13 protein-coding genes and 1 pseudogene are annotated in these 19,145 nt (G+C 68.9%); 4 read left to right on the plus strand and 10 right to left on the minus strand.

The window, feature by feature from the left end:
* A pseudogene (locus tag IEY98_RS27680) lies at positions 1–287 on the minus strand (DUF349 domain-containing protein); the annotation flags it as partial.
* Between IEY98_RS27680 and IEY98_RS27685 the strand changes: the two are divergent.
* Positions 288–554 (plus strand): hypothetical protein, encoded by a 267-nt coding sequence (locus IEY98_RS27685; protein WP_189213617.1) that lies wholly within the window; start codon positions 288–290, stop codon positions 552–554.
* Between the two features lie 506 nt (positions 555–1,060).
* On the opposite strand, the gene IEY98_RS27690 is transcribed toward IEY98_RS27685, so the two are convergent.
* Entirely contained in the window at positions 1,061–1,684 is a 624-nt protein-coding gene (locus IEY98_RS27690) for a TIR domain-containing protein (protein ID WP_189213618.1), read from the minus strand.
* A 631-nt stretch (positions 1,685–2,315) separates the two neighbouring features.
* On the opposite strand from IEY98_RS27690, the gene IEY98_RS27695 reads away from it, so the two are divergent.
* From IEY98_RS27695 to IEY98_RS27705, 3 genes are read left to right on the plus strand one after another with little or no spacing between them, the layout of a single operon-like run.
* Positions 2,316–3,008, plus strand: coding sequence for a hypothetical protein (locus tag IEY98_RS27695; RefSeq protein ID WP_189213619.1), 693 nt, complete (start codon positions 2,316–2,318; stop codon positions 3,006–3,008).
* A complete protein-coding gene (locus IEY98_RS27700) occupies positions 3,001–4,119 on the plus strand; it encodes a helix-turn-helix domain-containing protein (RefSeq protein ID WP_189213620.1) in 1,119 nt (372 codons plus the stop codon). Before IEY98_RS27695 ends, IEY98_RS27700 begins: the two co-directional genes overlap by 8 nt.
* 5 nt (positions 4,120–4,124) lie before the next feature.
* A complete protein-coding gene (locus tag IEY98_RS27705; RefSeq protein WP_189213621.1) occupies positions 4,125–6,860 on the plus strand; it encodes an ATP-dependent DNA helicase in 2,736 nt (911 codons plus the stop codon).
* Between the two features lie 92 nt (positions 6,861–6,952).
* On the opposite strand, the gene IEY98_RS27710 is transcribed toward IEY98_RS27705, so the two are convergent.
* The 8 genes from IEY98_RS27710 to IEY98_RS27745 all read right to left on the minus strand — a co-directional run bounded on the left by IEY98_RS27710 (position 6,953) and on the right by IEY98_RS27745 (position 18,615).
* Complete coding sequence (locus tag IEY98_RS27710; RefSeq protein WP_229787587.1) at positions 6,953–7,930, minus strand: C40 family peptidase; 978 nt, start codon at positions 7,928–7,930, stop codon at positions 6,953–6,955.
* 4 nt (positions 7,931–7,934) lie between these two features.
* A complete protein-coding gene (locus IEY98_RS27715; RefSeq protein ID WP_189213622.1) occupies positions 7,935–9,017 on the minus strand; it encodes a replication-relaxation family protein in 1,083 nt (360 codons plus the stop codon).
* A gap of 88 nt (positions 9,018–9,105) precedes the next feature.
* On the minus strand, positions 9,106–11,754 hold the full coding sequence (locus IEY98_RS27720) for a type IV secretory system conjugative DNA transfer family protein (protein ID WP_189213623.1): 2,649 nt from the start codon (positions 11,752–11,754) through the stop codon (positions 9,106–9,108).
* Between the two features lie 46 nt (positions 11,755–11,800).
* Positions 11,801–13,720 (minus strand): VirB4 family type IV secretion system protein, encoded by a 1,920-nt coding sequence (locus tag IEY98_RS27725; RefSeq protein WP_189213624.1) that lies wholly within the window; start codon positions 13,718–13,720, stop codon positions 11,801–11,803.
* Positions 13,720–14,955, minus strand: a complete 1,236-nt coding sequence (locus IEY98_RS27730) for a PrgI family protein (protein WP_189213625.1) — start codon at positions 14,953–14,955, stop codon at positions 13,720–13,722. Before IEY98_RS27730 ends, IEY98_RS27725 begins: the two co-directional genes overlap by 1 nt.
* Positions 14,952–17,060, minus strand: a complete 2,109-nt coding sequence (locus IEY98_RS27735) for a TrbL/VirB6 family protein (protein WP_229787589.1) — start codon at positions 17,058–17,060, stop codon at positions 14,952–14,954. The genes IEY98_RS27730 and IEY98_RS27735 overlap by 4 nt, the downstream gene beginning before the upstream one ends.
* A gap of 2 nt (positions 17,061–17,062) precedes the next feature.
* A complete protein-coding gene (locus IEY98_RS27740) occupies positions 17,063–17,380 on the minus strand; it encodes a pilin (RefSeq protein WP_189213626.1) in 318 nt (105 codons plus the stop codon).
* 197 nt (positions 17,381–17,577) lie between these two features.
* The gene (locus IEY98_RS27745; protein ID WP_189213627.1) at positions 17,578–18,615 is read right to left on the minus strand and encodes a hypothetical protein; all 1,038 of its coding nucleotides are present in this window, start codon (positions 18,613–18,615) and stop codon (positions 17,578–17,580) included.
* Between the last annotated feature and the right edge of the window lie 530 nt (positions 18,616–19,145).

A 19,145-nucleotide genomic window follows, 5' to 3' on the forward strand; every position in this document is an offset into this window, starting at 1 on the left:
TCCTTGAGGTGGCGGGCGGAGGTGGCCGCCTGCTTCGGGTCGCCGGACCCGGACGCCAGCCGGGCGCCGAGCAGTTCGACCTCGGTGCGGATGTCGTCGAAGCGGCGGGCGAAGTGGGCCAGGCCCTCGGCGGGCTCGCCCGCCTGCCACGAGCCGACCACGCGCTCGCCCTCGGCGGTGCGCACGTAGACGGTGCCCTCGTCGTCGACCCGACCCCACTTGCCCGGGTCGTCGGACGCGACGGCCACGGGCGGGACAGGGACGGGTACGTCCTCGTGCTTGGTCACGTGCTCAACGAGTTCAGGCACCACAGTTGGGTCACGTTCGACTCCGTGGGAAGGGGCCGATCGGGCGTCGCGATGTTCCGCGGCGAACAGGTAGGCGTCGACGTCGGCCACCAGGAGGTCGGTTCCGGCGAACCCATTCGCCAGCAACGCGGCCAGGACTCGAACGTCGGTCGAGGCGATTTCCACTACCTGCGAGGCCTGCACTGTGGCGTGTACCCAGGTGTGCGTCCACTGCTCGAAGGCATCGACCGCGCCACCGACCGGTAGAACCAGCAGTTGACCGCGCCCGAAGGGGAGCACGTCTCGGCCTTCGGTGGCGGCTTGTGCCGCTGCGGGATTGTCACAACCGAGTACGAGCGCGTCCGGCAGGTGCGCCACGGCGATCCCCCGGCTGGGGTGACCATCAGCGGCATCCCGAACCACCACGACTTCGTACGCTGCGCGCCAACTCTCAGCGCACTCCTCCACGAAGTCCGCCATACCGCGGCTGTAGACGGACGCCCAACTGCTGGGGTTGTCAGACAGCAGTGCCCAGTCACCAGGAGGAACAGTGTCGACCACGTGTCCTCCACTGAAGCGTCTAGGCACGACTACGTCATGTGGTGCGAGCCTAGCAGCGAGCAGACCGGCTAAACCGGCATCTACCGATGCATCGGAAAACGGATTCCAGTCGATGTAGAGAACCGCGTAGCCCCATTGCGCAAGAAGTGCGGCCACCGTAGACGGTGTTACGTCGAACGGACCACCCGGGCTCTGACCCGTGAAAGTGACGATCATGGCTGATACGTCGGGAGTACGGCCGGGGTCCTGACCGCAGTGTCGGGTATCCTGCATTCTGGCCAGTTGTCCTGCCACGGCGGAACTTTCGCAAGCTGATCGGAGAGTTCGGCAGCGATCTCGCGAACGACGTCGAAGAGTTCAGCCTGGCGATGCGAACCCTGGAACGACGGATATGGGTTCGACACAGCGTGTACGCTGCGGCTCTGCCGATTCTTCGCCTCTTCGGGGAAGTTCACTCCATCCGCGTACGTGATCGGATACACTAGTTTCACCAGCCCATCGAATGCCCTTTCCCTGGCGACCATGGTGTGCCACTCGGCAAGACACCAAGGCGACTGGAAGTAGGGCGGCGACCAAACGGCAACAAGCATCTTACTGCGCGCAAGTGCCTGCTGAAGCAACCTGGGCCAGTGTGAGCCGGTCTCGACGTTCACGTCCACGAAAACGGCGGAATCGCCCACCTCGTCCGCCAGGCAGTCCTCCAGCATGCGATGAAAATGGTTCTGCACCCACTGCGCGGCATTACCGGGACCGGATCGGCGATAACTGAGAAACACTTCGTACTGATAACCGTCGACCAGCGGCAGAAGCCCCGGTAGTTTGTCATGGTCCGACACGTATCGAGCATCGTCGGGCAACGGTCGCTTGTTAACACTGCAGGGGTTTCCAGTACATCCGGCGGCCAGGCGGCACCGTGGCCGTCGGGAGTCAAGGCAGGGTTGGAGGTCGAATGGAAGCTATACTGTACGTTTCGGGAACACATGAGCAACCTTGATCGCGAATCTGAGTATTCCGTGCGATGCGAGCAACCCGTGCGCAGCAAGTCTCCGCACCACGTGAGCACGCGCCGCCCTGACTGTAGCGACCCGGGAGGCGTTACTCACAATGCTCGGGCGGTCGCGTCTTTGTCCATGCTTGACGGTCGCCCTGCAATCCCTGCGAGATCGAGTGCGCTGTGCTGCTGGAGGCGGGGTACCGGTGTCCGGTGTCGGGGTGCAGGCCGATCTCTCATCGGTGCCTGCCCCAACGATCACCCGCGTCGGCGCAACGCGGGTATCCGTCCTGCTTGAGAACCTGCCTTGACGATCACGCCGCCGCCGTGTTCACGCATCATCTGGAATGCCTCAGGGGTGCGCACAAGCACCCCGCGCTCGCGCCACTGAAGTGCTTGCGCGCGGATCGTGTGCGATACTGAAGTTACGTCCTGACCGGCCGAGGCCATGGACACCTGCTTCAGGAGGCTTGCCGATGGTCCCGGACTCGCCCGCCGATGCTCTCGGCTCTGCCGCCCTTGGTCTGCGCGACCTGCTCGTCAAGATCGTGCGGGCGCGACACAGTCTCGCGGCCGAGGCGCACTTGGTTTCAGAATCCAGATACGCGATGGGGTTCGGCAGCCAGTGGCGGGACCTGCTGGACGACACCAGTCAAACCCTGAAGGACCGGGGTTTCCGGTCCAAGAAGCTGGCCCCCAGCGGACGCGAGATCCCAGTCGTCAACGACAGCTTGGTGTACGTCTGGCGCCTGGGGAACAACCCGAACGCGGTGAGCGAGTTCGCGTCGAGCCCGACTCGGAAGAACGCTTTCGTGACCGCTCCCCTCGACCCGACGCTGTGGGAGCCCAGCCTGTCCGGCGAGCCTGAGCCCGTTCAGCACGCCACGGAGAGGGGCGAGCTTGGCTCCGTGCTTCGGGCATTCGGCGACACGATGCCGCTGGTGCTGGTCATGGTCAAGTCGACCCCGCGGCAGCTTCAGTCGATCGAGTGGGCCGTCGCCGTACTCGACGGCGACGGCAAGGTCAAGCTGCGTGGGCAGGAGTGCATCTGGGAACCGGAACTGGTCGCCGATGACGCCGCATCCGACGTCGAGTCGTTCGACAGCGGTGCTCCGGTTACGCCGGTCGTGGAGCTCCAGAAGCAGGACTGGAAACCGACCGATGGCTGAGAACGGCCCAGGCTTGTTCCAAGTCGCGGCAGGCGGGAAGGGTCGGTTCGAGCCGGCACGGCTGACCCAGGCGCGGGTTCGCCTCGGTCTAAGTAAGACCGATTTGGCAGCGCAGGTCGGTGTCTCTGCCGCAGCAATTGGTCAGTACGAGGCTGGCGTGAACTCGCCGCGGCCAGAGGTGCTCGACCGGCTGGCGACCTCGTTGAAAGTCCCGCCGGGGTTCTTTGGCGTTGGCCGCCCGCTCGCGCGCATCGACACCTTGAATGCACACTTCCGCAGCCTGAGGTCAGCGCGGGTAAGCGACCGTCAGAAAGCGCTGGCCACTGCGGCACTGGTGTGGGAGCTGACGTTCGCGCTGGAGCGGTACGTCAAGCTGCCAGACGCGGATCTCCCGGTCCTCGACGCCGGGGTGACGCCGTCGGAGGCTGCCGCGGCGCTCCGGGCGCACTGGTGTTTGCCGGACGGCCCGGTGAAGCACCTGGTCGCCACGGCCGAGTCCCGCGGTATCGTCGTCGCCGTACGGCCGCTGCGCGAGATCGATGCTGTCGACGCGTTCTCGGCTGTCATCGTCGGCAGGCCGGTTATCATCACCACGCCCCGCCGCAGCGAGAATGTCTTCCGGCACAGGTTCTCGATCGCGCACGAGATCGGCCATCTGCTGCTGCATGGCGACCTCGGCCACCACAGCGTTGCGGTTGAGAAGGAGGCCGACGAGTTCGCAGCCGCATTCCTGACACCGGCGGCTGCCATGGACGCAGCGCTGCCGCAGCGGCTGGACCTGGCGGCTCTGGACCGGCTCGGGCGGAAATGGGGCGTTTCGCCGAAGTCGCTCGTCCGCCGGATGGTCGAGCGCGGGCGCACCACGGAGTCGTCGGCGCGGCGGGCCTACCAGCGCCTGGCTATGAGCGACGACCCGCAGGCCGACCCGACGAGCGCGTACCCGGGGGAGAACCCTTCGCTCCTGAAGAAGGCTGCGGACCTGGCGAGCGAGCACGGGGTGGGGGTTCCTGTCCTCGCGGAGGTGTTGAAGCTCAGTGTCGCGCAAGTCCGTGACCTGCTCGGCAATGTCGACCAGCGCCCGGTTCTTCGCTTGGTCGGCGGCGGGGGCTGACCTTCATGGCATCGGTAAGGCATCAGGTGCAGAGCGCCGACCAGGTGATCTGCCAGAACATCGCCAGGCACCAGGACGATCGCGGTTTGCTGTCGCAGAATCTCCTCTCCCAGCTCCGGAACATGGTTGAAGGGCTCGTCGTCTGGGCACATATCGACGATCCTTCGGCAGAGTTCCACTACGACCAGGTCGGTCCTGCGCTGGCCGAGGTCAAGGCGAGGGCCAAATTCCGCTTGCTTAGCAGGTTCCACAGTCTGCTCCAGGCCAGTGTCTCGCACTACACGCTGGACAGTGACCCGTCCGAGCGGCTGATGCTCAAGTACTACGAGTACCTGCTTCGCACCCGCGACCTCGCGATGCAGCAGTTCGGTATCAGCATTCTCGGTAATCTCGAGCTGTTCCCCGCAGACCTCGACCCGTCGCTCCGGGAGTACCACGAGAAGATCGCGGAGCGTATCGAGGCGGCCCGTGCGACGCGGGCCGAGCGCCGTCGCGAGCGCTACTACATCCATGGTTCGCGGCCCTTCTTCTCCAGCGGGCGGATCTACTACGAGGTCACGTTCTCGATGGCCCACAACTGGACCAGCAAGTTCGACCGCACGATCGCGTTCACCGACATCGATATGACCGACAGGTACGCGGCCTACCTCGACCTGTCGAGGGAATCGATCACGGTGCTGGGACAGACCATGCCGATCTTGGTCATCCGTTCGTGGGAGGTCTCGATACGCCCCTGCGAGTTTGACAACTACGCACGATTCTTCGGACTGTCGGAGGGGGTTCGGTCGAGTCATGCCGAGTACCGCAACCTCATGCACTACCTGACAAAGACCCGATCCAGCCTGCTCGACCTTGTCGACATGACCGACGCGAGGTACAACCGGATCCGCAGTTGGGCCTGCGGCGACTCGGGACAGACCGCGCTGATCTTCCCTATGCTCGACGAGGCACGGACGCTCATCCGCTCGAACCGGCCGGGTTCCCGCGTGCTGCGGTACCTGATGCACCAGATGCGCAATCAGTGGATCAAGGCCCAGTACGACCCCACGCCGAACAGGTGGCTGTCGGGGCTCCGGCTCACGTCGCGGAGCAGCCCCTTTGACACGATGCCATTCTGCAGCGCTCCCAGTAGTCATGTCCCGCGGTTCGCGGATCTTGCAGAGAGCCTCGATGCAACCGGCCGCACGCACGAACTGCTGGCGCGCCGCGTGAGGAACAATGTTGAACAGCGCGGCGTGATCTACACACCGGCCGCCGAGTGCGAGGACCTCGGCGACGTCGATGCGCTGATCAAGATCTACAACCGACTGCTCCCGCCAACTGCCCGACATGCGCCGCGGAAGCTCGCTCACGCCAAGGGGCACGTCTTCATCGTCGGGTACGAGGACGACACGGTGGCCATCATCGAGAAGCTACAGGCGATCGCGGGCGAGGGCATTGAAGGGTACGCCGACGGCGTCCAGGACTGGCTGGATGCGAACCCCGACGAGGTCGATGACAACCTTAAGGCCCAGGCTCTGAGAGCGCTCTTTGAGCACTCGAAGGTCGCCCTGCTCTACGGTGCGGCCGGGACCGGAAAGTCCACCATGGTGGACCACATCGCCAACTACTTCTCGGGCAAGCAGAAGCTCTTCCTCGCGCACACCAACCCAGCCATCGATAACCTGAAGCGGCGAGTGCAGGCACCGAACTCTCACTTCAGCACGATCACCGGTCATATCAACAGAAGCGACACATCAGGCTATGACATTGTCGTGATCGACGAGTGCAGCACTGTGGACAACGCGAACCTGCTCAAGGTAATCGACAGTACGGAATTCGACTTGCTCGTGCTCGTTGGTGACGTTTACCAGATCGAATCAATTCAGTTCGGCAACTGGTTCGACCTTGCCCGCTCCTACGTCCCCAAAGGGTCCGTATTTGAACTGACCAAACCCTGGCGAACGAAAGATCAATCCCTGCTTACCTTGTGGGACCGGGTGCGAAACTTGGATGATCGGATCGAGGAGTCGCTCTCCAAGAACGGCTACTCGAAGCCACTGGGCGATGCGCTCTTCCTGCGCGAGAGCGACGACGAGATCGTGCTGTGCTTGAACTACGACGGGCTCTATGGAATCAACAACGTCAACCGATTCCTGCAAGCGAGCAACCCGAGTCCCTCCGTGACCTGGGGCGAGGCAACCTACAAGGTCGGCGACCCAGTGCTGTTCAACGCAACCGAGCGCTTCCGGCCGGTCATTTACAACAACATGAAAGGCAGAATCACTGGCATCGACCGCGTGTCCGGTCGCCTCACCTTCGACGTCGACCTCGGACACGAGATCACCGAGGGCGATCTGTTCGGCACCGACCTTCGATGGGTCGAGGGCTCGATAGTCCAGTTCGACGTATTCGAGCGCCCGAACTCGGACGACGATGATGACGACGTCAACACGCTGGTGCCCTTCCAGATCGCCTACGCCGTGTCGATCCACAAGGCGCAGGGCCTGGAGTACGACTCGGTCAAGGTGGTCATCACAGACGCCAACGAGGAATGGATCTCACACAGCATCTTCTATACGGCGATCACGCGGGCCAGGCGTCGGCTCGGTGTCTTCTGGACACCGGAAACACAGCAACGGATCCTGAGCCGCTTGGCGGTGCGCGAGTGCACGAAGGATGAGCACCTGCTCAAGGCGCGCCGGGGTGTCGTTCCTGTTGACTCCCGGCCGAGAAGGCAGAAGGAACGCCCCCTGCCGTAGTGGATGCGTCGGGACCAGAGGTTGATCTTACGCAGCCTGGATGTTTCTAGCTGTCTAACGGCCGGAAGTGTTTAAGTTCGAGCGGAAGCTACTTATACAATAGAAGCCGTCGGACGGGTCGCTCCGGCGTAGTCGTCGCCGGTGTAGCGGTGGTTGTCGATTTGGACCGGTTGGCCGAAGTCGGGGGCGTTGATCATCTTGCCGTCGCCGAGGTAGAGGCCGACGTGGTGGATCTTGTCGGGTGTGCCGTAGAAGACGAGGTCGCCCGGCAGCAGCGGCTGCCCGGCCGGGACGCGCGGGCCCGCGTTGAACTGGGTTTGTGCGGTGCGGGGAAGAGACACTCCAGCAGAGGCGTAGGCGGCTGTGGTGAGTCCGGAGCAGTCGAAGCCCGCGTGGCCGCCGTCGGGGCCGTTGCCGCCCCACACGTAGGGCAGTCCTCGTTGGCCGCACGCGTAGTTGATCGCGGCGAGGGTGGTGGCGTTGGGGGCTTGGATGGTGTCGCAGTCGCCGGTGCCGATGCTGGTCGCGGCGGCCTCGGCGTATTCGGCGGCTTGGTCGAGGACCTTGTCGACGTACCAGTCGGCGTGGTTGTAGGCGAAGATCGCCGCCCGCAGGTCGCCGCGCCGGACGCCCTCGTCGCACAGTAGGAAGGTCGCGGCGTGGATGGCGTCGTGTGGGTTGTACCGCGAGGGCGGGTTGGCGCCGCCGGACGGGATTCGGTGGGCGCTGATGACGGCGTTGAAGGTCGGGGCGAGGAACTGCATCGGCCCGCCTGCGCCAGCGTAGTTCTCGCCCTCGGTCACGCCTGGTGCTTTCAGGCGGCCGTGGTCGGTCTCGACCTTGCCGATCGCGGCGAGCACGGTCCAGTCCAGGCCGGGGCAGTGCGGGGCGGCGGTGAGGTAGAGCAGGCAGTACTCGGGCGGGATGTCCGCGATCGGTTTCGTGCAGTCGATGGTGGTGTTGGAGGAGCTGCCGAACAGCGCGTCCACCACGGCACCGCCGCTGTGGCCGATCATGACGGGGATGAGCAGCAGGATGGCCGCGGCTCCGATGGCGACCTTGGGGAGCACGTTCTCACCCCCTTGCCTGTCGGGTCGCGTCGCGTGACGCCGGTGGGCTGGTCGGGGTGGGCGGCATCGGCGGGGGTGGTGGTGACATCGGCGGCGGCGAGTCCGTGCCCGTCGGGTTCTCCTCGGTGGGTGTGACCGGCGGCGGCACGTGTGGCCAGGCGTCGGGCAGTCCTGACAGCGGTCGCCGGGACGCCCCGGCGGGGGAGGCCAGTGGGAGCCACACTGCGTCGGCAGGGCTGGGGTGGGCGGCCTCGGGATTGAGCAGCTCGGCCGCCGCCGTGGCGATCGGCACCGAGTGCCGGTCGTCGAGTTCACGCCACGCCTTGGCGAGCAGTCGACGGGCGGCGGCTTCGCGCCTCGAGGTCGGCAGCCAGACCAGCAGCGGCGTGGTGATGCCTGTGGCCTGCGCGAGGGCGGCGTAGCCGGACAGTTTCCCGGCGAGCTTGCTCAGCGGTTCGGTGCCGAAGTCGTACTCGAGGAACCACTCGACCTGCCGGTCACCGTGCTGATCGCTGGACCTCCAGCGGCCGTAGCCGTCGGGCTTGACCAGGTCGCCGAAGTGACGGGCGCACCGGGTCTCCGACCACCACGCCGCCAGCTCGACCTGTTCGCCCGAGTGGGGGTGGCGGGCGCGGTCGACCAGGGCGGTGAACCACTCGTTGACCCCGACGGTGTGGGCCAGGCGCAGGCTGTGCGCGATGCCGAAGACCCGGTCGTGCCGGTAGCCGAGCTCTTTGACGTCCAGGCCGTCCTCGGCGGCGAGCACGGCCGCACCGGCGGGCGCCAGCACGTAGTGCATCGGCGCGGTGCCGACGGTCACGAAGGGCTGGAAGCGGTCGACGACACCCCACAGGTACAGCTCGCGCATCCGCATCCGCCCAGAGCGGAAGCTGGGGAAGGCGAGCGCGGTGATCTGGTGGGCGGTGAGCACGCGGTGTTCCCAGAGCATCCGGGCGATCCACTTGTCGCGCGGGGTCAGCCGCCACGCCAGCACGGCCTGGTGCTCGGCGGTGTTCGCCACACGTGAGGTGGGTCGGGTGGGCTTGTGGCCGCGCAGAGCGCGCTGGCGGGTGGGTTTGGTGATCATGCGGGCGCCTCCGGGTGGGCAGAGCGGAACCGTCGCCGGCGCGAAGCGCGCCAGGACGTGTTGGCGGGTGGGAGTGCGGGAGGGTGGGTCAGCTGTTGCGGCGGGGGTCGGCGCTACGCGGGCGCGTGACGGGCTCGTTCCGGGCCGCGGGTCGGGACGAACCCGACGATCCGCGAGGCGGCCGGGTGCCTGTGGTCGCGGGCCTGCCGTTGGCGGCCTCGGCAGCGCGAGTGCGCGCGGTGCGGCGCGTCACTGCACGGATCTCTCGTGCCCTGCCGGGGATGGCGGGCGGGAGTGGCTGGGTGAGCATGGTGAACGGCTGGGCTTCCTCGCCGTTGAGCACCAGGCGCGCGGCGGCGTGGTAGGCGCCGAGGTGGGCGAGGTCGTGGTCGGACAGCCGTGGCGCTGTGTGGCGGGACAGTTCTCGGGCGTCTTCGGGGCTGGCGTTGAAAAAGATCTTGCTGCGGGCGTTGGTGGACATGCCTTCGCGGAGTTCGCGGGGGAGTTGGCCGAGGTGCTGGTGGGCCAGGGTCATGGCGACCCGGAAGCCGCGGGCCTCGGCGAGCATGTCCTCGATGGGGTAGGGCAGGTTGAGGAAGTTGTGGCATTCGTCGATCACCAGTGAGGCGTCGCGGCGTCGGCGTTGCGGGGTGCGGGCACGCCCGGTGGTGGCCTGCCAGGTCCGCGCGACGACCAGTGAGCCGACCAGTCGGGTGGTCTCCTCGCCCAGTGAGCCTTTCGGGATGCGCACGAGGCAGATGCCGCCGTCGAGCACCTGAGCCATGTCTACTGTGGAGTGGCCGCCTGCGATCGCGTCGCGGACGAACGGCCGCAGTAGGAACGCGCGGAGTTTGTTCATGAGCGGGCTGATGACCTGGGAGCGGGACGAGTCGGTGAGTTCGGAGTACCAGGACCAGAATCCGCGCAGCACGGGGTCGGTGATCCCGGCGGTGACCCGGTTGCGGAACGCCTCGTCGGCCAGCAGCTTGGGCAGGTCGGCGAGGGTGGCGACGCCTTCCTGGGCGCGGAGGGTGAGGCAGGCGGCGCGCATGACGTCGTCGGTGCGCGGTCCCCAGAACGCCGAGTACACCCGGCGGAACACCGACACGAGGTTGTCCACGGTCAGGTCGGTCTCGCCGCCGTCCAAGGGGTTGAGGCAGGGCGGTCGGGATTTGCTGTCGGCGTCGAAGATCACGACTCGATCGGCTGCCGAGCGGGGCAGGCGGGACAGGACGTCGGTGACGAGGTCGCCCTTGGGGTCGATGAGCACGATGCCTCGGCCTGCCTCGGCGTCGGCCAGGATCATGTTGCCCAGCAGCGTGCTCTTGCCGGAGCCGGTCGCGCCGATGACGTGCAGGTGGTGGCGTGCGTCCGGCACGCGAAGGGCGACGGAGCGCCGGTGGCCGGTGTCGGTGATCCCGATCGGTTTGGCTTCCGGTCCGGGGGTGGCGATGCCTGGTGGGGGTGCGATGGCGCGGGCGCCGGCGCGTTGGATGCCGGGGATGGCCTCGTCGGTGGGCAGGTGCGCGATCGCGGCCAGTTCGGGTACCGACAGCAGGTCTCCTCGCTTCAGTCGACGGGAGTCGATCACGTGGCCGGGGTGGCGGAGGCGGTGGCGGGTGTAGTGGTTGTGCTCGGTGTAGGAGGCGAAGCTCGCGGCGAGGGCGTGGGCGCGGCCGCGGGCGACATCGCGGGTCCGGTGGACCTCGGTCTGGTCGGTGTCGGCGGGCAGGAGGGTGGCCACGGCGTAGCGGACGACGGTCTCGAACTGGCTGCCGCGTTGCTTGCCGACGATGGCCCGGTTCTGGGCGGCGTATTCCAGCGAGGTCTGTGGGTCGCTGTGCAGGGCACCGGTCCGCGCTGTCGCCGCGCGCCGCGTCCGGCTGGTGGTGCCGGGGGTGATGGTGTCGGTGACGATGTCGAGCAGCCTGCCGATCAGGCGCGGTGAGGTGCCGGTATGGACTCGGCGGGCGGCGCGCCGTGCGCGTTGCACGCGGCGACCGGTGACAGGGCGGGCCAGCACCTGTACGCAGGCGTGCTCGTCGCGGCCGAGCCCGATCGGCGCGCCGATCAGGGCGCGGATGGGGTCGGCGTCGAAGTCGCTGCGGATCGGCAGCGCCTCCGGGCGCGCCAGCCGCAGCTCGCCGCCGACCACCAGGCGCCGCTGCCCCTCGCCCGGTGCGGGCAGGGGTGGCTCGGCTGGGCCGACGCGGGTGTGCGCGCCGGGCCACGCGGCCTCCACGGCGCGTTCGACCAGGCCGGGCGGGATGAGGCCGGGCACCCACAGCCGGATGGCGACCCCGGCTTCGGAGAACACGTACTCGCATGCCACGTGCGGCTGGCCGGTGAACGCGCGGCGCCAGCCTGGCCGCAGGAGGCCGACGAGGTTGGACCACAACGCGGCTCCGCCTGCGGGATCCACCGTGGGTGGGGCGAGCACGGTGACCTGACGTGCGTCGGTCAGCAGCAGCTCGTGGCAGCGCCGCGCCCACCACCGCCTGCTGATCACGATCCCGGTGATGAGGACCGTGAGGACGGGGGCCGCGAGCGGGCCCCAGTGCAGGGCGAGGTCGCGTAGCCGGGCCAGCAGCGCGAGCAGTGCGCCGCCGGGATCGCGGAGGTAGTTCTCCAACCATCCGCTAGCGACAGGGGCGATCGAGTGGGTGGGCACGGTGGCCGGCAATGGAGTCGGCTGGTGGAGGGCGGACGCTATCCAGCTTCGTGTTCGCGGCAGCATGAACGACTCCCTTCACGGGAGGTGGGCGGACGGGGGTGTGGGCGGGTCAGGCGGCGTCGAGGTGAACCTCGTCGCCGGAGTCAGGGCCGAACTCGTCCTCGTCGGGGCCCAGGTCGACGAACGCGGCTTCTGTTTCGTCGCTGGGTTCGACGGCGTCGGCGTAGGCGGCGAGTTCGGCGGGGTTGCTGGTGACCAGGTAGTGCTCGGTGGGGGAGGCGATGCTCTGGAACGCCACCCGCTGCGTTCCGGCCGAGAGCAGGCCTTGGCCGCGGTCGGCGGAGAGCAGGAACGCGCGTTCCCCGGCGGAGAGGTCGAAGGCCCGGGTGATCTCGTCGATGGCCTGGGAAGCCTGGCGCAGCAGGATCTGGGTCGCGGCGTTGGCCACGACCGCCTTGCCGAGGTCGCTGCCGAGCAGGTCGGGGGTGTCCTGGGTCGCGACGGTCACTCCGGCCCAGTGCTTACGGGATGCCTTGGCCATGCGGAACAGGAACTCGGCCCCGGCCTTCTGTTGCATGAGCAGCCACGCCTCGTCCACCACGACCAGGCGTGGGCGGCGGATGGCCGGGTTGGACACCCGCCGCCACACCGCGTCCAGGGTGAGCAGGGTGCCGATGCCCTTGAGCTCGTCGGGCAGGTCGCGCAGGCTGAACACCACCAGGTGGCCTTCGGGGTTGACGCTGCTGGGACCGTCGAACAGCTGCTTGAACGCGCCCTCCACGAACGGGTGCAACCGAGCGGCGAGTGCGTCCGCAGCTCGGTCGCCAGCCTGCCCGGCACCTGCGAGTTGGTCCCGCAGGACCCGAAGGGTCGGGGAGGGCCGGGTCCAGGTGCGGGCGTCGGCGGTGATGCCGACGCTCTGGTAGGTCGCGGCGATCGCCCGGTCCAACGCCGCCCGCTCGGGTGCTTCCAGCTCGCCTCCGATGAGGACGGCGATGACGGTGTGCAGGAACAGCGACCGGCGGACGAGGGCGTCCTTGGGGGCGGTGCGTCGGCCATCCGGTCGGGTGTGGACGGGCAGGTCGAACGGGTTCAACCGGACCCCGTGCGCGCCGAGGTGGACGTAGGTGCCGCCGACCGCGGCGGCCAGGCGGGCGTACTCGTCCTCGGGGTCGACGACGGCGATCTCGATACCCCGGTACAGGCTGCGCAGCAGTTCCAGCTTCACCAGGTAGGACTTGCCCGCGCCGGAGCGGCCGAGGATCACACTGTTGTGATTGTGCATCCCGTCGCCGAAGCGGTCCCAGTGCACCAAACCCTGCGAGCCGACGTTGTAGCCGTAGAGCACACCCGACGGTGCCGCGACCGAGGTGGGGCCGGCGGCGGGCAGGTCGGGGCTGGTGAACGGGAACGCCGCCGCCAACGCCGAGGTGTCGAACGTGCGGCGCATCCCGATGAGGTCCAGGCCCATCGGCAGGGTCGACACCCAGCCCTGCAACGAGCGGTAGGTGGTGTGCTTCGCGTCCAGCAACAACGACGCGCACAGCGACCGCAACGCGGCCACCTCATCGGTGAGGGTCTTCTCCGAAGCGGCGTGGATGGTCAGATACAGGCCGACTCGGAACAGCTTTCCCTCCCCGCGGGCGACGCGGGAGGACAGGTCGTAGGCGTCCTCGGTAGCGGCCTCGACCTGCGGGTCGAACAGGCGGCCGTGCTCGGCGGTGTGCCTGCGCCCGGCCTCCAGCTTCGCGAGCTGCTTCTTGAGTCGGGAGGCTGCCGTGGCGGGGTCGATCGGCTCGATATGCACCGAGACGTCCAGACGACCGGGGTAGGTCAGCAGCGGAGACAGCCAACCGGGATGCACCTCGCGCGGGAAACCGACCACCGCGAAGGAAGCGACCCACTCGCCGCCCACTTCCAGGTGCCGGGCGGCCACCGACAGGGCGTCGGGGGTGAACGCGGCCGCCGACGGGGCCGCCGGGCCGGACGGGCCGTGGTTGCCGCGGGTCTTGCGTGTACGGGTGGCCATCAGAACTGCCCCCTCTCCTCGTCGTCGTAGTCGTCCTCGTAGTCCCAGTCGTCGTGGTCGTCGCGGCCCTCGCCCTGTCTGGTGGGCGCGAAGAAGGAACCGCCGTCGAAGTCATTCGCAAAGTGATCCGTGATGTCGTCCGTGGCGAGGTCCGAGCCGGACGTGGTGGTGATGACCTCGTCCGCCCCGGCCAGCCCGGCCGACGGGGGCAGCAGGCTGTCGGGGTTGCACGCCGAGGCCAGCACCGCCGTCGCCTGCCCCGCGTCCAGCGGGGTGACCACGATCCCGGCCGGGGACAACAGCTCGATCGCCTCGCCGAGACGGCGCACCAGGCGTGACTCCGCGGCTCGTCGGGTTCCTGCGACGACGTGTTCACCGCTCTGCCTGCGGCGTTTGCCTGCCATCGAGCCGAGCACCGCCAGCGGGCCTGGCCCGCCCAATCCATCGGTCGGGGGCGCCACGCCGAGCGGTTCGCGCAGCACGAGCAGGACTTGGCGGCGCAGCAGGTCGGTTTGGTGCCCGAGCCGGGCCAGGTAGTCGGCGTGCTCGACGGCTGCGGCCTCCAGGGCGGAGTGGGGTAGTCCGCCGGCGCGCTCGCGCAGTTCGGCGATCTGGGCGGAGAGGTCGAGGCGTTCGGTACGCACGAGCACCTGCACCGGGGCGGTCAGGGAGTGCAGGTAGCGGCCGAACGAGGTGACCAGGGCTTCCTGCTCGTTCGGGGTGCGCAGGGCGAAGTTGACCGTCGAGGCGATCGCGACCACCGCCAGGCCGTCGGCGCCGAGGTCGACCACCCCGGTCTCGGTGACGGCTTCGGCTGGCAGCCGCAACGCCGAGGGCGACACCTGTTCCGGCTGCCCGGTTCGGCCCTTGCGACGACCCACGGCCGGGCCTGTGGTCCGGTCGTTTTCGGGGGTGAGCCAGGCGGGCGCGGGGCGCACGCCCTCGGGCGCGGCGACGCGGTGGCGGGGTGCGAGGCGTTGGCGGATCGCGGCGACGAGCAGCTTGTCCATCGGCACGCCGTCGCGCCTGCCGAGGGCGAGCATCGCCGCGGCCGCGCCGACCGGGACGGCGAAGGCCAGGAACACCGGGACCGGCACCACGGCGCGGTTGGCCGCCCACAGCAGGTAGAGCACCGCACCGGCGCTGGCGAGGATGGCCAGTTGGCGGGCGGTCAGCGGTCCGAGCACGCGGTCGTGCATGTCGACGTCGGCCGGGATGCGGACTGGACTGGTCATGGGGTGCTACCTCCAGGCTCGGGAGGCCGCCGCGTCGCCGGCGGTGCCGGTGGTGGTGGGGGTGGACTGACGGCGGGTGTCGACGGCTTGGGTGGCTTCGGCAGGTCCAGCGGCAGTCGCAGCTGCCGCCCCGGGCGCGGCGCGGGTCGGGGTGGTGCCGCTGGCGGCGGTGCGGGTCGGGGTGCGGGCACGCGGCGGACGTCGTCGAAGGGCAGCGGGTACTGACCGCTGCGGGTGGCCCGGTTGCCCTGGTAGGGGTCGAACGGCAGCTGCGGCTGCACCACCCGGTGGCCCGCGGGCCGCACGGGCGGAGGCGGTGGTGGGCTCGGCGGGCGCGACACCCGACGGATGCCGTCCAGGGGCAGCGGGTACTGCCCGGAGCGGGTGGGACGGTTGCCGCGATAGGGGTCGAACGGGAGTGGGAGTTGTCCGCCGTCGCGGCCGAGGATCGGTCTGTTCTCCGGCCAGTCCTCGCCCAGCGGCAGCGCCAGCTGCCGTCCCTGCGCGACGGATGGTTTCGGTGCCGGGCTGGCCTTCGGGCTGGGTGTGCCCGCCGCCCGGGTACGGCGCACGCCGGGCAGCGGCAGGACGTACTGCCCGCCTGCGGCGGCGCGCGGGTTGGCGTAGGGGGTGGGCGAGCCGCGGTTGGTGCTTGCCCCGGCGCGGCCGCCACGGCCACCGCCGAGTGTGTGGGGTGTGCCGCCTTTCCCGCCGCCGCGGGTACCGAGTAGGCCGAAGGTCTTGTAGGCGAGGAAGCCTTTGACGAGTGAACCGACCAGCGACCGGCCGTTGCCGGTGCGGATGGAGGACAGCACCCAGAAGGGGATCTTGAACAGGATGTACATCAGCGCGAGCGCGACGAGGAGGTTGACCAGGCCGGTCATGGTGGGGCCGAAGAGGGTGAACCCGCCGGGGGCGAGGAAGACGTTCATCCCGACGATGAGGGTCATGCTCTGCCCGACCTGGATCGCGAGGCAGCCGCCGTAGGCTTTCCACCACCAGTAGGCGATGCCCTCGGTCTGCGGCAGCGCGTGAAACATCAACGCCAGCGGGGCGCCGGCGATGAGGATGATGGTGAGCGCGACGCGCACGACGTAGGTGACGAGCAGGGCGATGAGCATCCCGGCGAGGAAGATGCCGATGAAGATGATCCAGATGCCGCCGTTGAGGGAGCCGAGGACGAGGTTGCGCAGCGTCTCCCCGGCGGCGCCTGCGTCGACGCCTCCGCCCATGATGGCGGCGACGAGGCCGTTGGCGATCTGGATGCCCTTCGTCGCCACCCACAGCGACAGCGCCCCAGCGAGGAACCCGACCACGAGGCGCGGGGCGAGTTCCTTGATGGAGTGTCGGGTCTGGACGCTCTGGTAGCCCATCGCGATGACCCCGGCGATGAGCACGAGGAGTCCGTACGAGAGGAGCAGGATCTGCCAGGAGTTGTCCCACAGCTCGCCCACCCTCGGCAGCTCGCCGGGCATGGGGGTGGTCAGCAGGGTGCGGGACAGGAGATCGAGGAGCGGGTTGAGCGCTTCGGTGACGATGCCGCGGAAGAAGGCGTTGATGGCCTCGGTGATGCAGGCGCCGATGTCGGTGATGCCGCACTCGTCTTCCGGCTCCCCGCCCTGACCGGGTGGCCCCGTGCCGGGGTTGGTCGGGGGAGGGGTGGTGGCGTCGGGTTGGGGGATGCAGCCCTCGCCGGTGCACGGCGTCGACGGCGCTGTCGGGACCGTGGTGGGGTTGGGGGCGCAGGACTGCTGCGGCAGCGTGGGGTCGCACGGGTCCGGATCGACCGTTGGGAACGGTGCTGGCACCGGCTGCACGGCGACGGCTAGGGAGACCGCATCCGGCGCGCTGGCCGTGGCGGCGAGGGCACAGCCCGCTAGGACGACCAGGCTCACCGCCAACGCGCGGAGCGCTCGACCGCGGCCCGTGTGGATACGACGCGACCCCGCGCGGTTCTGGCGGTGGTGCGCGGCCGCAGGCGCGAGCATCGTCCGGCGGTCGGTGTGCGTCGACCGGGCCTCCCTGGTCCGTGCCGGGCCGGGCGGCGGGATGACGGTGGAGGCGACCGATGCGCGGCGCGGGCTGGGCGTGATCGACGGGCACATGGTCAGGCACCCACGATGCCTTTGAGGACGGTGACGACCAGCGGGGCGAGCGCGGCCAGTGCGTAGCCGATCCCGGCGGCCTTGAACGCCTCCTTGGACTTCTCCTGCTCGCCGGGGTCGCCGCCGCCGAACACCCGGCGCACGCCGCCGATGGTGAGGAAGACGGTCGCCAGTCCGGCGAGGATGCCCATCAGCCAGTTGCGGATGTTGGTCAGGACCTCGTCGACGCTGCCGGCGATCGCGAGCACGACGGTGTCGGCGTGCGCGGTGGTCCCGGGGAACAGCAGTGTCCCCGCGACGAGTCCGGCGACCAGCAGCATGTGGCGGCGCGCGTTCCGGCATCGACGACGGTGCGTCGCCGACGTCGAGGACGTGCCGGGGTGAACGGTCTCGCGGTGCGGGGCGGAACCCTCGGGCGGCTGGGGGAGCGAGGCGGTACCACGCGGGTCGGCGGCCCGTGCGCCGTCGGGCTGGTGGTCGTCCTCCGGGCGGTGGCGAGGGTGGACGGGGGGTTGGGTCAGGCGCATCGCGGCACTCCCGGGGTCGAGCCCGAGGGCCGTCGCTTCGGCTCGGGCGAGGAGGAGGTGGTGGGCGCGGGAGCGGCGTGCGTCCTCCCGCACCCCTGAACTCCGGGAAACCGGCTCCGCGGGGACACGCGCCCGCCCCCTGTCTTTCCGGCGCGTGCCGCCGGGTCGGTGGCGGTGCGTGATGGCGGGGTGGTGTGGGTGGCGTGCGCTGCGGCGTCGGTGATGGTCGCCGCGTCGGCCACCTGGGTCGCCAGATCGTGCTCGCGCGGCCCGGCGTGGAGGGTGTCGGAGGCGTCGTGGAGCAGGTAGGCGACGAGGCGGCGCTCGGCTCGTTGGCGTGCCTTCTTCGCCGCCTGGTAGGACAGGTTCCGTGCGGCCGCGGCGTCGGTGAGCGGGACACCTTCCAGGCGGGTGGCGCCGATGAGTTCGGCCTCGGCGGCGGTGATCGCCCGCTCGGCGATCGCGCGGGCGAGGACGAAGTCCGGGTGACCCGACGGCGGCGGTGGCTCGGTGGAGCGGAACCCGTGCCCGTAGGGCGTCGGCGCGTCCAGTGCCTCGCGCACCGCCGCGTGGCCGGCGCGATAGGCCGCCCACCGCAATCGGAGCATGACGCGCGGGCGGCGCAGGTCGATCGTGTCGAGCTCGGCGACGAACCCGGCCAGTACCGCGGCGTGGATGTCGTTCGGGTCACCGGCGAAGCGGGCCGAGAGGGTGGCGGCGATGGTGGTCAGCGCGGGCAACGCCACGCCCACGCATCCGACCGTCCAGGCGCCGCCGTCGGCGCGCGCCAACAGCACCAGGTGCGCCCACACCGCGTCGCGCAGCGCCTGCGGGCAGCCGCGGCGCAGCAGCCGGTCACGCATCTCGTTCAGCGGCACTCGCCGCCCCGGTAGACCGGGGAACAACCGGCCATCCACACCCAGGGGGTGCGGGCCGGTGATGAGCCACTCGAACGCCGACCGCGCGGCGTCCAACGGCATGTGATCGCGCTCGAAACCCGAACGCGGAATAGCGTCACGAGAACTCATGGATGACTCCCGAATCGAGTCGGAAACGACGACTCGCCCAGGACGCCACAACGGGTGGTACCGACCGATCACCGAACTGGTACCGCGCAGGTACCGGCGATCTCTGGCCACTTCGCGAAGACCGCTCGAAATCGGCACGAAGTGTCGTTATGGGTCGAACGCCACCGGCAGGCAGGATCGAGAGCGCCGCGTCGGCCGTGTGCATCCACCTGGTGATACGAGGTCGCGGTATTAGTCCGGTACCAGTTCGGTAAGAGCTGCGACCGGGCTTACGCCTCCGTCAACGGCCGGTCTGGCTGCGCCATCGGAGTCGAAGAAACCGGCTCCCACTGTTTCCTCGGCGTCGGATTGTCCATGTCTCGCGTGGACGTGTGCGTGGGCCGTCGCCGCTTTCCGACGGTCGTGAAGCAGTGGAAAGTCGGCGAACGAGTGTCCCCGAGGGGTCTGTATTTCGGAGTTCAGGGCTGTCAACAGCGCCACGCACCCACGGCGCACTCACCCCGGCGAAGGGGACGCTCGTGACCCAGCCC

The organism is Actinokineospora fastidiosa (genome assembly GCF_014648415.1).
Taxonomy (GTDB): domain Bacteria; phylum Actinomycetota; class Actinomycetes; order Mycobacteriales; family Pseudonocardiaceae; genus Actinokineospora; species Actinokineospora fastidiosa.

Bases quoted from the DNA above. Each gene is read 5' to 3' on its own strand.
- IEY98_RS27715 (WP_189213622.1), bottom strand. From the start codon at position 9,017: ATGATCACCAAACCCACCCGCCAGCGCGCTCTGCGCGGCCACAAGCCC.
- IEY98_RS27700 (WP_189213620.1), top strand. From the start codon at position 3,001: ATGGCTGAGAACGGCCCAGGCTTGTTCCAAGTCGCGGCAGGCGGGAAG.
- IEY98_RS27720 (WP_189213623.1), bottom strand. From the start codon at position 11,754: ATGCTGCCGCGAACACGAAGCTGGATAGCGTCCGCCCTCCACCAGCCG.
- IEY98_RS27730 (WP_189213625.1), bottom strand. From the start codon at position 14,955: ATGACCAGTCCAGTCCGCATCCCGGCCGACGTCGACATGCACGACCGC.
- IEY98_RS27725 (WP_189213624.1), bottom strand. From the start codon at position 13,720: ATGGCCACCCGTACACGCAAGACCCGCGGCAACCACGGCCCGTCCGGC.
- IEY98_RS27735 (WP_229787589.1), bottom strand. From the start codon at position 17,060: ATGTGCCCGTCGATCACGCCCAGCCCGCGCCGCGCATCGGTCGCCTCC.
- IEY98_RS27740 (WP_189213626.1), bottom strand. From the start codon at position 17,380: ATGCTGCTGGTCGCCGGACTCGTCGCGGGGACACTGCTGTTCCCCGGG.
- IEY98_RS27745 (WP_189213627.1), bottom strand. From the start codon at position 18,615: ATGAGTTCTCGTGACGCTATTCCGCGTTCGGGTTTCGAGCGCGATCAC.
- IEY98_RS27705 (WP_189213621.1), top strand. From the start codon at position 4,125: ATGGCATCGGTAAGGCATCAGGTGCAGAGCGCCGACCAGGTGATCTGC.
- IEY98_RS27695 (WP_189213619.1), top strand. From the start codon at position 2,316: ATGGTCCCGGACTCGCCCGCCGATGCTCTCGGCTCTGCCGCCCTTGGT.